The sequence below is a fragment of the Streptomyces sp. NPDC016677 genome (genome assembly GCF_055562815.1).
In genome coordinates, this window is record NZ_JBVHEO010000003.1 from 768,495 (window position 1) to 786,484 (window position 17,990).

Annotated in this window: 16 protein-coding genes; 10 read left to right on the forward strand and 6 right to left on the reverse strand. The window is 69.3% G+C overall.

Features of this window, described 5'->3' with window-relative positions; all coding sequences use genetic code 11:
• The first annotated feature begins 3 nt into the window (after nt 1-3).
• The 5 genes from ACZ3IG_RS13285 to ACZ3IG_RS13305 are packed head-to-tail and all read left to right on the forward strand — an operon-like array spanning nt 4 to nt 5,023.
• Nucleotides 4-1,248 carry a YcaO-like family protein gene (locus ACZ3IG_RS13285; protein ID WP_467431559.1) on the forward strand — a complete coding sequence of 415 codons (1,245 nt, stop codon included), beginning with the start codon at nt 4-6 and terminating at the stop codon, nt 1,246-1,248.
• Complete coding sequence (locus ACZ3IG_RS13290; protein ID WP_467431560.1) at nt 1,245-2,606, forward strand: TfuA-like protein; 1,362 nt, start codon at nt 1,245-1,247, stop codon at nt 2,604-2,606. Before ACZ3IG_RS13285 ends, ACZ3IG_RS13290 begins: the two co-directional genes overlap by 4 nt.
• Nucleotides 2,599-3,522 carry an MsnO8 family LLM class oxidoreductase gene (locus ACZ3IG_RS13295; RefSeq protein ID WP_467431561.1) on the forward strand — a complete coding sequence of 308 codons (924 nt, stop codon included), beginning with the start codon at nt 2,599-2,601 and terminating at the stop codon, nt 3,520-3,522. The genes ACZ3IG_RS13290 and ACZ3IG_RS13295 overlap by 8 nt, the downstream gene beginning before the upstream one ends.
• A complete protein-coding gene (locus ACZ3IG_RS13300) occupies nt 3,519-4,121 on the forward strand; it encodes a DUF6445 family protein (protein WP_467431563.1) in 603 nt (200 codons plus the stop codon). Before ACZ3IG_RS13295 ends, ACZ3IG_RS13300 begins: the two co-directional genes overlap by 4 nt.
• Complete coding sequence (locus ACZ3IG_RS13305; RefSeq protein WP_467431565.1) at nt 4,118-5,023, forward strand: cupin-like domain-containing protein; 906 nt, start codon at nt 4,118-4,120, stop codon at nt 5,021-5,023. Before ACZ3IG_RS13300 ends, ACZ3IG_RS13305 begins: the two co-directional genes overlap by 4 nt.
• Nucleotides 5,024-5,051: 28 nt before the next feature.
• On the opposite strand, the gene ACZ3IG_RS13310 is transcribed toward ACZ3IG_RS13305, so the two are convergent.
• On the reverse strand, nt 5,052-5,393 hold the full coding sequence (locus ACZ3IG_RS13310; protein WP_467431568.1) for a hypothetical protein: 342 nt from the start codon (nt 5,391-5,393) through the stop codon (nt 5,052-5,054).
• A gap of 371 nt (nt 5,394-5,764) precedes the next feature.
• Nucleotides 5,765-6,430: a TetR/AcrR family transcriptional regulator gene (locus ACZ3IG_RS13315; protein ID WP_467431571.1), complete on the reverse strand. Its 666-nt coding sequence runs from the start codon at nt 6,428-6,430 to the stop codon at nt 5,765-5,767.
• Between the two features lie 235 nt (nt 6,431-6,665).
• Between ACZ3IG_RS13315 and ACZ3IG_RS13320 the strand changes: the two genes are divergently transcribed.
• The 4 genes from ACZ3IG_RS13320 to ACZ3IG_RS13335 all read left to right on the forward strand — a co-directional run bounded on the left by ACZ3IG_RS13320 (nt 6,666) and on the right by ACZ3IG_RS13335 (nt 10,916).
• On the forward strand, nt 6,666-7,640 hold the full coding sequence (locus tag ACZ3IG_RS13320) for a tetratricopeptide repeat protein (RefSeq protein WP_467431573.1): 975 nt from the start codon (nt 6,666-6,668) through the stop codon (nt 7,638-7,640).
• Nucleotides 7,641-8,292: 652 nt separating this feature from the next.
• Nucleotides 8,293-8,937 (forward strand): DUF6230 family protein, encoded by a 645-nt coding sequence (locus ACZ3IG_RS13325; protein ID WP_467431575.1) that lies wholly within the window; start codon nt 8,293-8,295, stop codon nt 8,935-8,937.
• A gap of 91 nt (nt 8,938-9,028) precedes the next feature.
• On the forward strand, nt 9,029-9,553 hold the full coding sequence (locus tag ACZ3IG_RS13330; protein ID WP_467431577.1) for a DUF6114 domain-containing protein: 525 nt from the start codon (nt 9,029-9,031) through the stop codon (nt 9,551-9,553).
• Nucleotides 9,543-10,916, forward strand: coding sequence for a hypothetical protein (locus ACZ3IG_RS13335; RefSeq protein WP_467431580.1), 1,374 nt, complete (start codon nt 9,543-9,545; stop codon nt 10,914-10,916). Before ACZ3IG_RS13330 ends, ACZ3IG_RS13335 begins: the two co-directional genes overlap by 11 nt.
• A gap of 102 nt (nt 10,917-11,018) precedes the next feature.
• Here ACZ3IG_RS13335 and pyk read toward each other — a convergent pair whose 3' ends face one another.
• The 3 genes from pyk to pta form a co-directional block, all read right to left on the reverse strand.
• Nucleotides 11,019-12,449: a pyruvate kinase gene (gene pyk, locus ACZ3IG_RS13340; protein WP_467431582.1), complete on the reverse strand. Its 1,431-nt coding sequence runs from the start codon at nt 12,447-12,449 to the stop codon at nt 11,019-11,021.
• An 85-nt stretch (nt 12,450-12,534) separates the two neighbouring features.
• Nucleotides 12,535-13,752 carry an acetate kinase gene (locus ACZ3IG_RS13345; RefSeq protein ID WP_467431584.1) on the reverse strand — a complete coding sequence of 406 codons (1,218 nt, stop codon included), beginning with the start codon at nt 13,750-13,752 and terminating at the stop codon, nt 12,535-12,537.
• A complete protein-coding gene (gene pta, locus ACZ3IG_RS13350; protein ID WP_467431587.1) occupies nt 13,749-15,839 on the reverse strand; it encodes a phosphate acetyltransferase in 2,091 nt (696 codons plus the stop codon). The genes ACZ3IG_RS13345 and pta overlap by 4 nt, the downstream gene beginning before the upstream one ends.
• A gap of 255 nt (nt 15,840-16,094) precedes the next feature.
• On the opposite strand from pta, the gene ACZ3IG_RS13355 reads away from it, so the two are divergent.
• Nucleotides 16,095-17,120, forward strand: a complete 1,026-nt coding sequence (locus tag ACZ3IG_RS13355) for an ATP-dependent 6-phosphofructokinase (RefSeq protein WP_467431589.1) — start codon at nt 16,095-16,097, stop codon at nt 17,118-17,120.
• A 75-nt stretch (nt 17,121-17,195) separates the two neighbouring features.
• Here ACZ3IG_RS13355 and ACZ3IG_RS13360 read toward each other — a convergent pair whose 3' ends face one another.
• Nucleotides 17,196-17,897, reverse strand: coding sequence for a helix-turn-helix domain-containing protein (locus tag ACZ3IG_RS13360; protein ID WP_467431592.1), 702 nt, complete (start codon nt 17,895-17,897; stop codon nt 17,196-17,198).
• Between the last annotated feature and the right edge of the window lie 93 nt (nt 17,898-17,990).

Below are 17,990 nucleotides of genomic sequence, written 5' to 3' on the forward strand. Positions count from 1 at the left end.
AACATGCGCATCTTCAACCGGGACTACCACCAGCCGAAGACGTTCCTGCCTGGTACGAGACGAACCCGCCCACCGGCCGAGACATTGCAGGATTTCGGGCGGCACATGCCAAGGGTCGGTATCACGCGCCTGGCCAACGTCACCGGGCTCGACGTCATCGGTATTCCCGTCGTTCAGGCCATCCGCCCCAACTCCCGCTCTCTGTCCGTCTCGCAGGGCAAGGGTGCCGACATCGAGTCGGCGAAGGCTTCCGCGATGATGGAGGCCATTGAACTCTGGCACGCCGAGAACATCGAGATCCCGTGCCTCTACGGTTCCTATGACGCGCTGCGCCGCCGGTACAACCTCGTCGACCCGTACCGGCTGCCGTTGGTGAAGGGCGGGAGGGTACGGCCGGATCAGCAGCAGCCGTGGCTGCCGGGCTGGGACTTGCTGTCCGAGGAGAAGGTCTGGGTCCCTTTCGAGTTCGTCAACATGAACACGGTGGCGGTCGCCCAGGCGGCGATGACCTTCCTGGGCACCTCCAATGGCCTGGCGTCGGGGAATCATGTCCTGGAGGCGATCGAGCACGCGCTGTGCGAGGTCATCGAACGCGACGCGCACGCGATGCAATGTGCGCGGGGGACAGTCGACTCGCCCAGCGCGAAGATCGACGTCGACACGATCGACGACCCCTCACTCAGGGAACTGATCGACGTGTGTCGTGCCGCTGACATGGAACTGGCGATTCTGGAAATGACGTCCGAGGTCGGCGTCGCAACATTCCGCGCCGGATTGCTGGAGCGGGAGGAACGCGGCCAATGGAACCGGTTGGGCGCGGAATGGGGTTGCGGTACGCACCTGTCGCCCGTCGTGGCGCTCAGCCGTGCTGTCACAGAAGCGGCCCAGGCGCGTTTGACTGTCATCGCGGCAAGCCGTGACGACAATCCGCCGGCGGTGTACGCCGGGGCCCAGAGTATCTGGAGCGCCCGGGCATTCAGGGACAGCGTCTTCACGGCTCCTGGCGTGCGGCCTTTCGTACCACATGCTCGACAACCGGAGACGGACACGTTCGAGGGGGACCTCGACATCATGCTGGCCGCCCTCTGCGCGGCAGGTGTCGACCAGGTTGTGGTGGTCGATCTGACCAAACCCGACATCGGGATTCCCGTCGTGAAGGTCATCGTGCCGGACCTCGAAGCCGCACCGTTCGTGGCGGGTTATGTGGAAGGCCGACGTGCCCGTGCCGTTCGGAAAGGGAAGCCATGAAGGCAGTCCACGTGTTTCTCGGCCCCAGCCTGGCGTGGGAGGACGCCCGTGCGGTCCTTCCCGCCGCGACGTACTTGCCACCGGCGAGGGCGGGGGACGTCTACCGGGCAGTGAAGGCGGGCGCGAAGGTCGTAGCGATCATCGACGGATACTTCGAACAGGTCCCCGCGGTCTGGCACAAGGAGATCCTGTATGCGCTGTCCGCCGGTGTGCACGTCCTGGGGGCATCGAGCATGGGCGCGCTGCGAGCCGCTGAGCTCCACCCCTTCGGCATGGTGGGCGTCGGGCGGATCTTCGAGGCGTACCGCGACGGCGTGTACGAAGACGACGACGAGGTCGCCGTCATCCACACGGCGCAGGAATCGGGCTTCGCGGTGCTGTCCGAAGCCATGGCCAACATCCGCGACGGACTGTTCGAGGCGATGAGACACGGGTTCATCGGACGGGCGACGCACGACACGGTCCTGGGGCAGATGAAGCGACGCCACTATGCGGAGCGCACTTGGTCACTCATTCCCGAGATCGCGCGGAGCACGGGTCTTCCCCGGGCGGAGTGGGAAGCGCTCGTCAAGTTCGTGGAGAACGAGAAGCCCAACCAGAAGCGGCGCGACGCTCTCCAACTGCTGACGGAGATCGCGCAGGCCGGTACCAGGCACGAAGTACCTTTCCAGCCGCCCTTCGAGTTCGAGTCGACGGTTTTCTGGCAGCAATTGGTCAGTGGCGTACGAACCGGTCCGGGAGCCAGTGCCAGCCTTCCCATCGACGCGATCCGCAGTCACGTCGGCGTGGTGGAGGATGACGCCGACGCGATTTTCGAGGGCGCTCTGACGATGTACCTGGTCGTCAAGGAAGCCCATCGGCTCGGGATCCGGACCGACCCGGAACAGGTCGAACGCGTCACGGAGCGTTTTCGGACGGCACAAGGACTGCTGACACCGGAAACGACACGGGACTGGCTGAACAGGAACAAGCTGGGAGAAAAGGAATTCTCCGCCCTGATGGACGTCCTCGCACTCGTCGAGAGCGTGGCCAGGCACCACTCGGCGGGACTCGACGCCTTTCTCCCCGCGGAGCTGCAACGCCGTGACCGGTTCCAGACGGTGGCGACGGCTGTCGCCGAGAAGCGCGACGCCCTGGCCGAGTTCGGTAACACCTTCCCCTCGGCCGAGGACGTCGGGACGACGACGGACGATCTTCTGGACTGGTACGAGCGCCGGTTCCGGAAGCTGGGTACGTCGTTCGACGATCACATCCGCGCGCGCCGGTTCTACGACGGCGGCCAGTTCGTCTGCGAGCTGCTCCTGGAGTACGTCCGAGAGGGCGCACAGGAAACAAGTGCGGTGCAGGTCCGTGCCTGAGCGCCCTCTGAGGATCGGTCTCCTCGACTTCAGCTGGGTCTGGACCAGTCGGTCCCCTGAGGAGGCCCTCCAGGACACCTTGGCGCTCGCGGCGCGGGCCGAGACGCTGGGCTACTCGCGCTACTGGCTCGGTGAGCATCACGTGGAAGGACACGCCTGCGGCAGCCCGCAGGTGCTGGCCGGAGCAGTCGCGGCGGCGACAGAGCGGATCCGGGTCGGCGTCGGGGCGATGCTCCTGCACTACTGGGCGCCGCTCAAACTCGCCGAGGACTTCCGCTTGCTGGAGACGCTCTTCGGCCGTGTCGACCTGGGCGTCGGCCGCGGCCGTGCGGACAGCCTGGCCGCACACCGCGCACTGCTGGACGGGCGAGCGGCCGGCGACGGTCTGCTCGCTGACGAGGACTACGGTGCGAAGGTCGACGACCTCGTCGGCCACCTTCGGAACTCCCTGCCATCCAGCCATCCGCATGTCGGGGCTCCGGTGCTTCCGGAGAGCGCCGCTGTGCCGGAAATCTGGATCTGCGGATCGGCCGGCGCGGCACGCCACGCGGCGCGTACCGGCACGAGGTTCTGCTGCACCCTCTTCCATGGCGGCATCGCTCCGCCGGCCCATCTCAGGAGTTACCGGAAGGAGTTCCGTCCCTCCGGCGAACTCGCCGAGCCCTGCGCGGCCATCGCCGTCGCCGGTGTGTGCGCCGAGACCGAGGCGGAAGCGCGGGCCATGCGCGATTGCTTTCCCAATCCGAACTACGTGCCGAGCGTGGTGGGGAACCCGGATCAGTGCAGGACCCGGATCGAACAGTTCTGTGCGGAATATGAAGTGAACGAGGTGATCCTGCTGGACATGGCCCCCGACAGGTTGCGCCGGATGAGGTCGGCAGAGCTTCTCGCGCGCGTACTCGGGCTCGGGTCATGAAGCACTGCATCCTCGTCGTGGACGACTTCTACGATGATCCCGACGCCGTGCGGGAAGCCGCACTGCGACTGGCGTACGTCCGTCCCCAAGGGGTCAACTACCCGGGTGTCACGGCCGAAGGGCCCGCCGACGTCTCCGTGACCATGGCCCGCTTCTCGAAATTGCTGGGTGGCATCGACCTCAAGTACCGGCGGGGTCAAGGGGCGTTCCGGATCACCACCGCCGACGACATGAGTCGGCGTACGTCCATGGTCCATGTGGACACCCCCGACTTCAGCGCGGTCGTGCACTTGTCGAAGGCGGATACCGAGGGAACCTACTTCTACCGTCACCGAGAGCTGGGTATCGAGCGGGTGTCGCCCGAGCACAACGTTCGTCCAGAAGTGCGGCGCGCGATTGAGCGGGACACGCTGGACCCGAGTGCGTGGGAGATCGTCCACAACGTGCCCATGAAGTACAACCGGCTGCTCATCTTCGACGGGAAGTACTTCCACTCGGGCGCTCGTCGGTTGACAGGAGCCGGCCCGGCCGACGGGCGGATGACTCAGAACTTCTTCTTCTACCAGGCTCAGGCCGACAGCGAGGAGCAGGCAGGGTGAAAGCGCAGTCCGGGCCAACCACGGTGCAGGGCGACGCGGTGATCGACCGACGCGCCCCCGTCGTACGCCGCCCCCTCGTGCGGGACGAGCACCAGGTGATCGCCGATCTGCTGCCGGAGTTCAGTGAGGAGGCGCTGCGCATGTCGTACCGAGGCGAAGCGGTGGAACTCATCATCGGCATGCTCCGTGTCCGGCAGAGCTTTCCGCGGGCTCACCGGTTCGACCTGTCCGAACTCCTCGCATGGGAGCGGCGTACCAAAGCGGTGGTGTCCGCCGGGCAGGCGTTCGACGTCATTCATGACCCGTCCTTCCGGACGTTGAAGCCGTACGCCGTCATCCCCGTACAGGCTTTCGGGAAGCCCCTGCGGCCCGTCATCATGGAAATGCACCGGCGACTGGCTCTCGACCCGTACGGCTTCGCGCTGCTGTGGATCGGCAGCGGCGGATATGTGACCCCCCTGCACCATGACGGCGAGATGGTGCACGGCCGTTGGAACCTCGTCGTGCGCGGCGGCAAGCAGTTCGACTTCGTTCCCCCGTCCTGCCGTCGGGTGCCACGACGGCCGGTGTGGGACCTCCACCGGCGGTTCAGTCCGATGTATACGTCACCCGTCCCTGACGCGTGGCTCTCGGACGGCACCGGGGCCGTCCGCGTCAATCTCGGGCCAGGTCAGATGGTCACCTGGGGCAGACGCTGGTGGCATCGAGTCGAGATCGACGAATCCGACGTCACCATCACCCTGTCCACCCGAGGTCACCGGCCGCACGAGAGGCTCCGGCCTCGAGCGCTCGCGCAGCGGCTGGGCGTCAGGCTGTTCGGGGAGGTGGAGCACTACCTTGAGTCCTCTGACGTCCAGCCGCCGGTGATGACGCCGGGTGAACTGCGTTCGCTGTACGGATGAATGTCAGAGGTCCTGGGCTGCCGCAAGGTCAGCGCTCCGACTGTTCGGCCTTGATGACGAGCCAGTCGGCGTCGATCGGCTCGTCCGAAGCAACGGCGCCCTGCCAGCACATAGCCGTTCCGTTGGCGCTGGCCTTGACCTGCGCGCCGAGATTCGCGACCTCCTTCCGCACCCGTCGGTGCTCGCCGAGCACATCCTGGATCTCGGCCTCCGTGAACGAGAAACCGAGTTTGCGCCCTTCTTCGAGTGCCACCTTCGCGAACTCGGACGGGCTGAGTTCGTCGGTGCCGAGACCCAATTCAGGGTGCTGGGGGATGTAGTCCCTGCAGAACTTCTCGAACGTCATCTTCTCGCTGTGGGGGCGTGCCATGTCGCATCTCCTGTCATGCAAACGTTCGCCGGAAATCAGGCTAATACGTACCATACGGAACTCTTCGCCGCATTTCGCGCATCTGATGCGTATGGGTTTTGTGGGTCTGTTCGGGTGGATTTGCGGGTGGCGTCGTGTGTGTCCCGCGGCGAACGTGCCGGGGCACAGCCGTTCTCGCACCTGGCGGTGCCGGACGGTCGTTCCGGTCGACGACGAGGCGGATGTCGGGCGGAAGGCGGTCCCGCCCCGACAGGCCGAAGTCCGGCGGCCCCTCCGTCGCGGGTGCGGCCGAGCCGGCGCCGCGTGGTCCCTCCCGTCGGCATTTCCCCCGGATGAACCGGCGTCGGCGGCACTATTCGCTGAAGCTGCTTCTACTGGACTTCTGGGGCAGAGGGTGCCTCACGGTGATCCGCCAGCTGAGCCGGCCGGGAGGTCAGGCCCGACAGCAGGACCCGCGTGAAACCCCGTACCCACGCCTCGTCCGCGGGCTCCGCGCTCACCAGCGTCCGGTGCACCACCGCGCCCGCCACCACGTCGAAGATCAGGTCCACGGTGCGGGCGGCCTCGTCCGGGTCGGGCTGGGGCGGGAGTTCGCCGCGGGCCTGGGCGCGGGCGCGGCCCTCCAGGACCAGGCCCTTCTGGCGTTGCACGATCGAGCGGCGGATGCGTTCGCGCAGGGCGGGGTCGCGGGTGGACTCGGCGACGACCGCCATCAGGCCGCTGCGGGCCTCCGGGCGGTCCAGGATCGACGCGAACTGGAGGACCACGCCCTCGATGTCGGCGGCCAGGCAGCCGCAGTCGGGCAGGCGGAGTTCGTCGAAGAGCTCGGCGACCGCGTCGACGACCAGTTCGTTCTTGCCCGACCAGCGGCGGTAGAGGGTCGTCTTGGCGACCCCGGCCCGTGCCGCCACGTCGCCCAGGGTCAGTTTCGACCAGCCCAGCTCGACCAGCGCCTCCCGCGTCGCGGCCAGGATCGCGGCGTCGGCCGCCGCGCTGCGCGGGCGGCCGGAGCGACCGGCGGGGGAGCGGTTCGGCATCCCTCGACCATATCCGCGGGTTTGGCGGGGGATGCCGTGAGGGAGATCACCAAGGGGCCGTATCGCGGGAGGTGCGCACGGTATTACGCTACGAGGCGTAGCGAAAGCGAGGGTGACCCCGGGCTGGAGCGACGACCACCGGCGCCAGGTGGGGACCTGGCGCCGAACAACACACTTCGGAGCGGGTTTCAGGCCGCTTTTCACGGACGCGCGCGGTACGGGGGAGGATAGGCGCATGCAGCCACGGAACATGTCCATGAGCGGGGTCGTCGACCTCGCCGCGGTGAAGGCGGCCCAGGAGGCCAAGGCGAAGGCGGAGCAGGCGCGCGCCCAGGCCGCGCAGCAGGGCGGCGGGGGTGCCGTCTCACCCGCAGATCTCGTCATCGACGTCGACGAGGCGGGCTTCGAACTCGACGTCCTGCAGCGGTCCACCGAGGTCCCGGTCGTCATCGACTTCTGGGCCGAGTGGTGCGAGCCCTGCAAGCAGCTGAGCCCGGTCCTGGAGCGGCTCACCGTCGAGTACAACGGCCGGTTCGTGCTCGCCAAGATCGATGTCGACGCCAACCAGATGCTGATGCAGCAGTTCGGCATCCAGGGCATCCCGGCCGTCTTCGCGGTGGTCGCGGGACAGGCGCTGCCGCTCTTCCAGGGTGCCGCCGGCGAGGCCCAGATCCGCCAGACCCTGGACCAGCTGGTGCAGGTCGCCGAGGAGCGCTTCGGCCTGACAGGCCTCGTCGTCGACCCCGAGGCCGACCCGGGCGCCGCCCAGCAGGCCCCCGCCGCCCCGGCCGGACCGCACGACGCCGCGCTGGAGGCCGCCGTACAGGCCCTGGACGCGGGCGACCTGGGCGGCGCGGTGCGCGCGTACCGGAACGTACTGAACGAGGACCCGGGCAACATGGAGGCCAAACTCGGTCTCGCCCAGGCCGAGTTGCTCCAGCGGGTGCAGGACCTGGACCCGCAGCAGGTGCGCAAGGACGCCGCCGACAAGCCCGCCGACGTGCGGGCGCAGATCGCCGCCGCCGACCTCGACCTGGTCGGCGGTCATGTGGAGGACGCCTTCGGGCGCCTCATCGACACGGTGCGGCGCACCTTCGGCGACGAACGGGACGCCGTGCGGGTGCGGCTGCTGGAGCTGTTCGAGGTCGTCGGCGCCGACGACCCGCGGGTGACGGCGGCCCGCCGGGCGCTCGCCCGCGCCCTGTTCTGACCGGACCCACGCCTCTCCCGACCGCCCGGCCGACGATCTCCCGGCCGGGCGGTGCCCGAGTGAAGGGAAACGTCGGCGGAGCCGCAGGACAGCCGTGTTTTACCAAAACTTGGTAATCGTGGCCGCTGTTACTGCGAGTAAGTCGGCGGTAGGGGAGTGTCGGAATCTGTCCGGCGAAGAGCGGCTTTGTCCCGTCGCCCGGAGGCACTCAGCGTCGCCGGGCGGGACCCGTGCGTCGCCCCACGGTTATCGCCCCGTTACTAGCCAGTAACGGCGCCCCTTGTGCGGGCGGCGAGAATGCACCACGATCGGCCACGCTCGGTCCGTTCCCGTACCCCGACAGCCAATCGGGTCACGGGCTTCCTGGGTCCCCACCGAGCAGGACCGGCGGCAGTGGAGCCGGCCCTTGGACAGGGGGGTCTTCGCCCTTTTCGGCGGAGCCTGTCCGCAAGGTTGTGCGTGATGCGTGTCAGGCGCGACCAGTGGTTGTCGCTCGGGGGTGATCGCCGGTGATTCGGGCGCGTGGTGCGCGCCGTCGACCGCGGGCGCTCTCCTTCCCGAGGACGTAGCACTTCTCCCATCCCTGCCCGGCCGAGCCGCCGCTTAGGGGGCGAGCCGAGGCCAGGAGATGTACGTCCGAGAAGGAGGAAATATGGAGTCCCAAGTGCGTGGTGGGACCAGATGGAAGCGGTTCGCTGTGGTGATGGTGCCCAGCGTCGCCGCGACGGCCGCGATAGGCGTCGCTCTGGCGCAGGGGGCGCTCGCCGCTTCGTTCAGTGTGTCGGGGCAGCAGTTCAAGGTGACGGCCAAGGAGCTCACCGGTCACGGGTTCTCGCAGTACGGGGCCTACAACGACGGTGCGAGCGGCCGCAACGCCGTGGCCGTCTCGGCGTTCACCTCCGCCGAGATCGACAAGCTGTGTCAGTCAGTTGTCACGAAGGTTCCGCTGCTGGGTTCCATCACCCTGCGGCTGGAGGCCGGCGACACGTCGAAGAAGCAGGAAGCGGTCTACGCCGAGCAGCTGTACATCGATGTCGCGGATCTCCAGGCGGACGCCACCTTCAGGAACATCGACATCGGTGTGGCGGCCGGGTCCATCGACAAGGGCCCCGGTCAGAAGAAGGCGGAGGTCGACAGCGGACGGGCCAACCCGGGCGGCTTCGCCCAGCAGGCCGACGAGGCCGTGCTGACCGACGTGAAGCAGACGGCGTGGGCCACCACCGCCGGAACCTTCAAGCTCAGCGGTCTGCACATGTCGCTCAAGAAGGGCGACGGCGAAGGCATCGAGTGCTACTGAGCCTCCGCTGACGGGCGGGGGCCGGCCGCGCCCCCGCCCGTTCACCCTCACATCACCACCACAGCAACGCTGTACCAGGGAGCTGTTTTCCATGAGCGCCGAGAGTCCTGTCGCCGCCGGCCAGTTCACCCGCCGTAGGCAGCAGTTCCGAGACTGGCGGGGCACCCGGCCGTTCTGGGCCGGTCTGCTCGTCCTGCTCGGTGGCTTCCCGATCATGTACTTCCCGTACGCGAACCTGAAGTTCGGCAACCTGACGGTGGCCATGTCCACCACGGCCGGTGCCGGCTCTCTGATCATCGGCGTGCTGCTGGTCGTCCTCGGCGTCAGCCTCTGGTTCCAGAAGCACGTGCGGACCTTCGCCGGCGTCGCGGCGATCCTGCTCGCCCTGGTGTCCATCCCCGTGTCCAACTTCGGCGGCTTCGTCGTCGGCTTCGTGCTCTCGCTCGTCGGTGGGGCCATGGCCGTCTCGTGGGCGCCGGGCATACCGGCCGAGCCGCAGCCGGCGCAGTTGACCAGGGAGCGGGGCGATGTGCCCGGGGGCGCGGTGGAGGAGCCGAACCATCTGTCAGGAACGAGCCCGGCCAACGGGGCGAACGGGAGGCAAAGTGCCGGCTGACGAGGTGACTCACGGGGCTGACGCGGAGGCGTCCCGCGTGAGAACCGGGCCGCGCCACGCGGCACCCAGGAAACCGTTGTTCACCAGGTTCCATGTGCCGGCCGGCAAGGCGATAGCCCTGGCGGCGATGCCGACGGCGGTCCTCATGGGGATGGGGTTCACCCCGACCCTCGCCGCCGCGGACGGCAACGACCAGACGTCCACGTCGAAGAGCCTGACGGCCGACGAGTACAAGGCCTGCGTGGAGGCGCTGACGGGCGACGGGGACGGCAAGGGCGGCAAGGGCGATGCCTCGGCGTCGGCCTCGGCGTCGCCGTCGGCGGGTGCGAGCGGTGGCGAGGAGGCCGACGACGGCGGCACGGAGCCGAGCCCGTCCGCGACGGAGACGGGCTCGGGTTCGGGTTCGGGTTCGAGTTCGGAGAAGAAGGCCGGCTCCTCCTCCTCTTCGTCGGATTCAGGTTCCGACGACAAGGACAAAGGAGCGGCCGAGCCCGAGCCGTCCGCCACCGCCGCCGAGCCCTCCCCCTCCCCGTCGGCCACCGCCAGCGGCGGCGGAGTGCTCGAAGGCATCGGTGACGCCCTGGAGGACCTCTTCACCGGCGGCAAGGGCACCGGGGAATCCGAGAGCGCCACGGCCACCCCGTCGGCCACCCCGCCGGCGACCCCCTCCGCGTCCGCCTCGGCCTCCGCCGGCCCGTCCGGCAACGGCGGGGACGAGGAGGGCGCCGCCTCCGACGCGGGGGACGAGGCGTCCGACGCGGTACAGGGCACCGGGGAAGCCGCAGACGAGGCCACCGCCTCGCCCACCGCCGGCGCCACCGCCACCGCCACGACGACCGCCGGCCCCACCCCCTCCGCGAGCGCGAGCGCCTCCACCGGCCCGGCCGTGGACTGCCCGATCGCCACCGACGCCGAGGGCGGTGTCGACAACACCCTCCCCCTGCCGAACCGCCCCTGGGAGCTGGAGGCCAGCTCGCTCACGCTGAAGGGCGCCTCGTACAAGGGGATCGTCGAGGTGCGGACGGCCGACGGGACCACCAAGAAGGTCCTGAAGTACGTCATCTCCAACGGCACCGACATCGGGGACCTGCACCAGATCGTGCACGACGACACGACCGGCAGGACCCACCACGTGCAGGCGGCCGAGGGCTCCACGTCCACGATCCGCGACGGCGACACGGTGATGTACACGGAGAGCATCTCCGGCAACCTGCTGGGGCTGATCCCGATCACCTTCGACCCGGAGCACCCGCCGCCGCTGGACATCCCGCTGATCTACTTCACGAACGTCAAGGTGGTGCAGGCGGGACAGTTCGGCGGGACCCTGACCGTCCCGGGGCTGCACCAGTACATGACCGGCTAGCGACACCACAGACACCGCACGCACCACAGACCCGTCCGGGAGCCGCAAACACCGAGGGCGCCCCCTGTCACAGGGGGCGCCCTCGGCGTCGTTCAGGAAGGGCTAGCCGCGGACGGCTTCGCCCAGGTGGTGGACGCGGACCATGTTGGTGGTGCCGGGGACGCCGGGGGGCGAACCGGCGGTGATCACCACGATGTCACCGGGGTTGAAGCGGTTGAGCTTCACCATCTCCTGGTCCACCAGGTCGACCATCTCGTCGGTGGAGTTGACGAACGGCACGACGTGCGACTCCACGCCCCAGCTCAGCGCCAGCTGGTTGCGGGTCGACTCGTCGGTGGTGTACGCGATGATCGGCTGGACCGCGCGGTAGCGGGACAGCCGACGGGCGGTGTCACCGGACTGGGTGAACGCCACCAGGCCCTTGCCGCCGAGGAAGTCGGCGATCTCGGCGGCGGCACGGGCGACGGAACCGCCCTGGGTGCGCGGCTTCTTGCCGGGGACGAGGGGCTGGAGGCCCTTGGAGAGCAGCTCCTGCTCGGCCGCCTGGACGATCTTCGACATCGTCTTGACGGTCTCGATCGGGTAAGCGCCGACGCTCGACTCCGCCGAGAGCATGACCGCGTCCGCGCCGTCCAGGATGGCGTTGGCGACGTCGGAGGCCTCGGCGCGGGTCGGGCGGGAGTTGGTGATCATCGACTCCATCATCTGGGTCGCGACGATCACCGGCTTGGCGTTGCGCCGGCACAGCTCGATCAGGCGCTTCTGCACCATGGGGACCTTTTCGAGCGGGTACTCGACGGCCAGGTCGCCGCGGGCGACCATGACGGCGTCGAACGCCGCGACGACGTCCTCCATGTTCTCGACCGCCTGCGGCTTCTCCACCTTGGCGACGACGGGGACGCGGCGGCCCTCCTCGTCCATCACGCGGTGCACGTCCTGGACGTCCTTGGCGTCCCGGACGAAGGAGAGCGCGACCAGGTCGCAGCCCATGCGCAGCGCGAAGCGGAGGTCCTCGACGTCCTTCTCGGACAGCGCGGGGACGTTGACGGCCGCACCGGGCAGGTTGATGCCCTTGTGGTCGGAGATGACGCCGCCCTCGATGACGATCGTCCGCACCCGGGGGCCCTCGACCTCGGTGACCTTCAGCTCGACGTTGCCGTCGTTGATGAGGATCGGGTCGCCCTTGGTGACGTCACCGGGCAGGCCCTTGTAGGTCGTGCCGCAGATCGTCTTGTCGCCCGGCACGTCCTCGGTGGTGATGGTGAACTCGTCACCGCGCACCAGCTCGACGGGGCCCTCGGCGAAGGTCTCCAGGCGGATCTTCGGGCCCTGGAGGTCGGCGAGCACACCGATGGCCCGGCCGGTCTCCTTCGCGGCGGCCCGGACCCGGTCGTACCGGCCCTGGTGCTCGGCGTGGGTGCCGTGGCTGAAGTTGAAGCGGGCCACGTTCATGCCGGCCTCGATCAGCGCGACGAGCTGCTCGTGGGAGTCGACCGCGGGGCCGAGAGTACAGACGATTTTCGAACGGCGCATGGGGCGATCCTATCGGTTTGTTTCGCTCCGGAATATTCCGCCTGGCGGAACGTGCATATGGGCGCGGGCGTGCTCACCCGTGAATTTATCGGCTGTTCTTTTCGACCAGCGCGTACGTCTGTGTCGCGATCTCCAATTCTTCATCCGTCGGCACCACCGCGACCTTCACCCGCGCGCCCTCGGGGGAGATCAGCCGGGGACCGTCGCCGCGTACGGCGTTCAGCTCGGCGTCCACCGCCAGGCCCAGTCCCTCCAGGCCCGCCACGGCGGCTTCCCGCACCGGTGCCGCGTTCTCGCCGACCCCGGCCGTGAACGCGACCGCGTCCACCCGCCCGAGAACGGCGTAATAGGCACCGATGTACTTCTTCAGACGGTGAACGTAGATGTCGAAGGCGAGCTTCGCCTCTTCGTCCCCGGCGTCCACGCGGCGCCGGATCTCCCGCATGTCGTTGTCGCCGCACAGACCGTACAGGCCGCTCCTCTTGTTGAGGAGAGTGTCGATCTCGTCCGTGGACATTCCGCCAACGCGCTCCAAATGGAAGATGACCGCCGGGTCCAGGTCTCCCGACCGGGTACCCATCACCAGTCCCTCCAAAGGCGTCAGCCCCATGGAGGTGTCCACGCACCGGCCGCCCTCGACCGCGGAGGCCGAGGCGCCGTTGCCGAGGTGGAGGACGATGACGTTCACGTCCGCCGGGTCCTTGCCCAGCAGCCGGGCGGTCTCGCGGGAGACGTACGCGTGCGAGGTGCCGTGGAAGCCGTAGCGGCGGATGCGGTGCCGGTCGGCGATCTTCGGGTCGATCGCGTAGCGTGCCGCCGACTCCGGCATGGTCGTGTGGAACGCCGTGTCGAAGACCGCGACCTGCGGCAGGTCGGGACGCAGGGACCGGGCCGTGCGGATGCCGGTCAGGTTGGCCGGGTTGTGCAGCGGCGCCACCGGGATCAGGCGCTCGACCTCGGTGAGCACCTGGTCGTCGATGAGGGTGGGCTCGGTGAAGAACATGCCGCCGTGCACCACCCGGTGCCCGATCGCGGCCAGCTCGGGGGAGTCCAGGCCCAGACCGTCGCGGGACAGCTCCTCGGCGACCGCCTTGAGGGCGGCCTCGTGGTCGGCGATCGGGCCGTTCTGCTCCCGGGTGTCGCCGTTCGCCACGTGGGTGTGCTTGAGCCGGGAGGTCTGCTCGCCGATCCGCTCGACCAGGCCCACCGCCAGCCGGCTGCTGTCCCGCATGTCCAGCAGCTGGTACTTCAGCGACGAGGAGCCGGAGTTGAGGACGAGGACGCGGGTGGGGGAGGTGCTCACTGTTCGGAAGCCTTCTCGATGGGGGACTGGGCCTGGATGGCCGTGATGGCGACGGTGTTCACGATGTCCTGCACCAACGCGCCGCGGGAGAGGTCGTTGACCGGCTTGCGCAGGCCCTGGAGGACCGGGCCGACGGCGATGGCGCCGGCCGAGCGCTGCACGGCCTTGTAGGTGTTGTTGCCCGTGTTGAGGTCGGGGAAGATCAGCACGGTGGCCTGTCCGGCGACCTCGGAGCCGGGGAGCTTGGTCGCGGCGACGGACGGCTCGACCGCGGCGTCGTACTGGATGGGGCCCTCGATCATCAGGTCGGGCCGGCGGGAGCGGACGATCTCCGTGGCCTCGCGCACCTTGTCGACGTCGGCGCCGGAGCCGGAGGTGCCCGTGGAGTACGACAGCATCGCGATGCGCGGCTCGACGCCGAACCGGGCCGCCGTCGCCGCCGACTGGACGGCGATGTCGGCGAGCTGCTCGGCGTTCGGGTCGGGGTTGACCGCGCAGTCGCCGTAGACCAGCACCTTGTCGGCCAGGCACATGAAGAAGACGGACGAGACGATCGACGCGTCCGGCTTGGTCTTGATGATCTCGAAGCCGGGGCGGATGGTGGCGGCGGTGGAGTGCACCGACCCCGACACCATGCCGTCGGCCAGGCCCTCCTGCACCATCAGGGTGCCGAAGTAGTTGACGTCGGAGACGACGTCGTAGGCCAGCTCCACGGTGACGCCCTTGTGGGCGCGCAGCTCGGCGTAGCGCTCGGCGAAGCGGTCGCGCAGGTCGCTGGTGGCCGGGTCGATCAGCTGGGAGTCGCCGAGGTCGATTCCGAGGTCGGCGGCCTTCTTGCGGATCTGCTCGACCGGGCCCAGCAGGGTCAGGTCGCACACGCCCCGGCGCAGCAGCACCTCGGCCGCGTGCAGGACGCGCGCCTCGGTGCCCTCGGGCAGGACGACCCGGCGCAGGTTCGAGCGGGCCTGTTCGAGGAGCTTGTGCTCGAACATCATCGGCGTGACGCGGTCGCTGCTCGGGGCCTGGACGCGCTTGTCGAGGGCGGCGGTGTCGACGTACCGCTCGAACAGGCCGAGGGCGGTCTCCGCCTTGCGCGGGGTGGCCGCGTTCAGCTTGCCCTCCAGGGAGAAGAGCCGCTCGGCGGTGGGGAAGCTGTTGCCCGGCACGGACAGCACGGGGGTGCCGGGGGCGAGGCGGGCGGCGAGGGTGAGGACGTCGTCGCCGGGCACCTCGTCCAGGGTGAGCAGCACGCCGGCTATCGGCGGGGTGCCGGCGCTGTGCGCGGCCAGCGAGCCGATGACCAGGTCGGCGCGGTCGCCGGGGGTGACGACCAGGCAACCGGGGGTCAGGGCGCCGAGGAACTTGGCCAGCGAGGCGCCGCCGAAGACGAAGTCCAGCGCGTCCCGGGCCAGGCCCGAGTCGTCGCCGAGGACCACCCTGGCGCCGAGGGCGTGGGCGATCTGGGAGACGGTGGGCGCGGAGAGCGCGGGCTCGTCGGGGACGACGAAGGACGGCACCGGGAGCAGCCCGGTCAGCCGCTCGGCGATCAGGTCCCGGTCCTCGCGGGCGACCCGGTTGGTGACCATGGCCAGCACGTCGCAGCCGAGCGAGTCGTAGGCGCGGAAGGCGTTGCGGGTCTCGGCGAGGACGGACTCCGCGGTCTGCTTGCGGCCGCCCACCACCGGGAGCACGGACGCGCCGAACTCGTTGGCGAGCCGGGCGTTGAGCGACAGCTCGTCGGGGAGCTGGGTGTCGGCGAAGTCGGTGCCGAGGACGAGGACCACGTCGTAGTCGCGGGCGACCAGGTGGAAGCGGTCGACCAGGGCGGAGACCAGTTCGTCGGTGCCCTGCTCGGCCTGGAGGGCGGACGCCTCCCGGTAGTCCAGGCCGTAGACGGTCGCCGGGTCCTGGGAGAGCCGGTAGCGGGCGCGCAGCAGCTCGAAGAGGCGGTCGGGGCCGTCGTGGACGAGGGGACGGAAGACGCCGACCCGGTCGACCTGGCGGGTCAGGAGTTCCATGACCCCCAGCTCGACGACCTGGCGGCCGTCGCCGCGGTCGATACCGGTCACGTACACGCTGCGCGTCACGCGTGCTCTCCGTTCCGTCGTGTCCGTCGTGTCCGACGTGTCTGTCGTTCCATCGGTTTCCGTCGCTGTTCCCTGCCGTTCCCTCGTCAAAAGGGCGGCGTTAAAAATCGCCCACCAAGGTGAGCGGAACCCTCTTGACAATACCTCTCGTGGTAGATAAGGCGCCCGTCAATGTGGCGTCGACGGTGTTCCGCGGGACGTGAAACAATCGACAGTGCCTCACCGGTGCCGACAGGGAGCAGGAGACACAGCACGATGCGAATCGGAGTTCTCACCGCAGGCGGCGACTGCCCCGGACTGAACGCCGTGATCCGGTCGGTCGTGCACCGAGCGGTCGCGCAGTACGACGACGAGGTCATCGGCTTCGAGGACGGCTACGCCGGCCTGCTGGACGGCCGCTACCGCGCCCTCGACCTGAACGCCGTCAGCGGCATCCTCGCCCGCGGCGGCACCATCCTCGGCTCCTCCCGGCTGGAGCGCGACCGGCTCCGCGAGGCCTGCGAGAACGCCGCCGACATCGCCCGCGACTTCGGCATCGACGCGCTGATCCCGATCGGCGGCGAGGGCACGCTGACCGCGGCCCGGATGCTGTCGGACGCCGGGCTGCCGGTGGTCGGTGTGCCGAAGACGATCGACAACGACATCTCCTCCACCGACCGCACCTTCGGCTTCGACACGGCCGTCGGGGTGGCGACGGAGGCGATGGACCGCCTGAAGACCACCGCCGAGTCGCACCAGCGGGTGATGGTCGTCGAGGTCATGGGCCGGCACGCCGGCTGGATCGCCCTGGAGTCCGGCATGGCGGCCGGCGCGCACGGCATCTGCCTGCCCGAGCGGCCCTTCGACCCCTCCGACCTGGTCAAGATGGTCGAGGAGCGGTTCGCCCGGGGCAAGAAGTTCGCGGTGATCTGCGTCGCCGAGGGCGCCCACCCCGTCGAGGGCTCCATGGACTACGGGCACGGCGAGATCGACCAGTTCGGCCACGAGCGTTTCCAGGGCATCGGCACGGCACTGGCGTACGAGCTGGAACGCCGGCTCGGCAAGGAGGCCAAGCCGGTCATCCTCGGCCACGTCCAGCGCGGCGGCACGCCCACCGCGTACGACCGCGTCCTCGCCACCCGCTTCGGCTGGCACGCCGTGGAGGCGGCGCACCGGGGCGACTTCGGCCGGATGACGGCGTTGCGCGGCACCGACGTGGTGATGGTGCCGCTGGCCGAGGCGGTGACCGAGCTGAAGACGGTGCCGAAGGACCGGATCGTCGAGGCGGAGTCGGTCTTCTAGGAAATCCGGGCTTCCAGGATTCCAGGGATCCCGGGGCTTCCGGAGATCCCGGGGCTTCCGGGGCTTCCGGGGCTTTTAGGGCCCGCCGGCCCCGGTCTCCTTCTCGACCGCCGTCCAGAAGTACTCCAGGACCCGGTCGCGCAGGTCGAGGCCGGCGGGGGTGGCCAGGCGGGCCTGGTACTCGGCGTGCAGGTCGCGCAGGACGTACTCCACCAGGGCCCGGTCCAGGGGTACGAGCTTGGCGATGCCCCGGGCATGGCTCTGCCAGCGGGTGGTCACGGCTTTGCGCAGCAGTTCGGCGAGCCGGTCGTCCTGCCCGGTGACGGTGACGTACTCGGGCGGGGTCAGGCCGAACAGGTCGACGAGCGCCGCCGACTGGCGGTCGGTGCCGCGCCAGGCGTCCTTCTCCTCCAGCCGCAGATAGGCCCGCGCGTCGATGCCGACCGCGCGGGCGACGTCCTCGGGGGCGAGGCCGTGCGCGAGGCGGTGTTCGCGCAGGGTGCGGGGACGGGCGAGGAGATCGGTCGGCGAGCACCACAACGTGCCCGCGAGGGCGGTGAGTTCGGAGTCGGAGGGGCCGGCCTCGCCCCGTTCCCAGGCGAGCACCAGGTCCGGGCCGACGTACGGCAGTCCGTAGGAGACCCGCATGTCGCGGGCGACGTGTTCGGGGCCCATGCCGAGGGCGACACGTAACCGGTGGGCGGCCAGGGGGTCGAAGGGGGACGCGGGCTGGTCGGGCTGGTCCGGGAGGGCTTCGGGTCGGGGCACGGGCCACAAGGTAAGGCGCCGTACGGCCTTTGACTACGGTCCGTTCGGCCAGGAACACGGATCGTAGGAACCTACTGAACCTGTGAACTCCCGTGACAGCCG

Bases quoted from the DNA above. Each gene is read 5' to 3' on its own strand.
- ACZ3IG_RS13315 (WP_467431571.1), bottom strand. From the start codon at position 6,430: ATGCCGAACCGCTCCCCCGCCGGTCGCTCCGGCCGCCCGCGCAGCGCG.
- ACZ3IG_RS13320 (WP_467431573.1), top strand. From the start codon at position 6,666: ATGCAGCCACGGAACATGTCCATGAGCGGGGTCGTCGACCTCGCCGCG.
- ACZ3IG_RS13325 (WP_467431575.1), top strand. From the start codon at position 8,293: ATGGAGTCCCAAGTGCGTGGTGGGACCAGATGGAAGCGGTTCGCTGTG.
- ACZ3IG_RS13310 (WP_467431568.1), bottom strand. From the start codon at position 5,393: ATGGCACGCCCCCACAGCGAGAAGATGACGTTCGAGAAGTTCTGCAGG.
- ACZ3IG_RS13290 (WP_467431560.1), top strand. From the start codon at position 1,245: ATGAAGGCAGTCCACGTGTTTCTCGGCCCCAGCCTGGCGTGGGAGGAC.
- ACZ3IG_RS13355 (WP_467431589.1), top strand. From the start codon at position 16,095: ATGCGAATCGGAGTTCTCACCGCAGGCGGCGACTGCCCCGGACTGAAC.
- pyk (WP_467431582.1), bottom strand. From the start codon at position 12,449: ATGCGCCGTTCGAAAATCGTCTGTACTCTCGGCCCCGCGGTCGACTCC.
- ACZ3IG_RS13330 (WP_467431577.1), top strand. From the start codon at position 9,029: ATGAGCGCCGAGAGTCCTGTCGCCGCCGGCCAGTTCACCCGCCGTAGG.
- ACZ3IG_RS13285 (WP_467431559.1), top strand. From the start codon at position 4: ATGCGCATCTTCAACCGGGACTACCACCAGCCGAAGACGTTCCTGCCT.
- ACZ3IG_RS13300 (WP_467431563.1), top strand. From the start codon at position 3,519: ATGAAGCACTGCATCCTCGTCGTGGACGACTTCTACGATGATCCCGAC.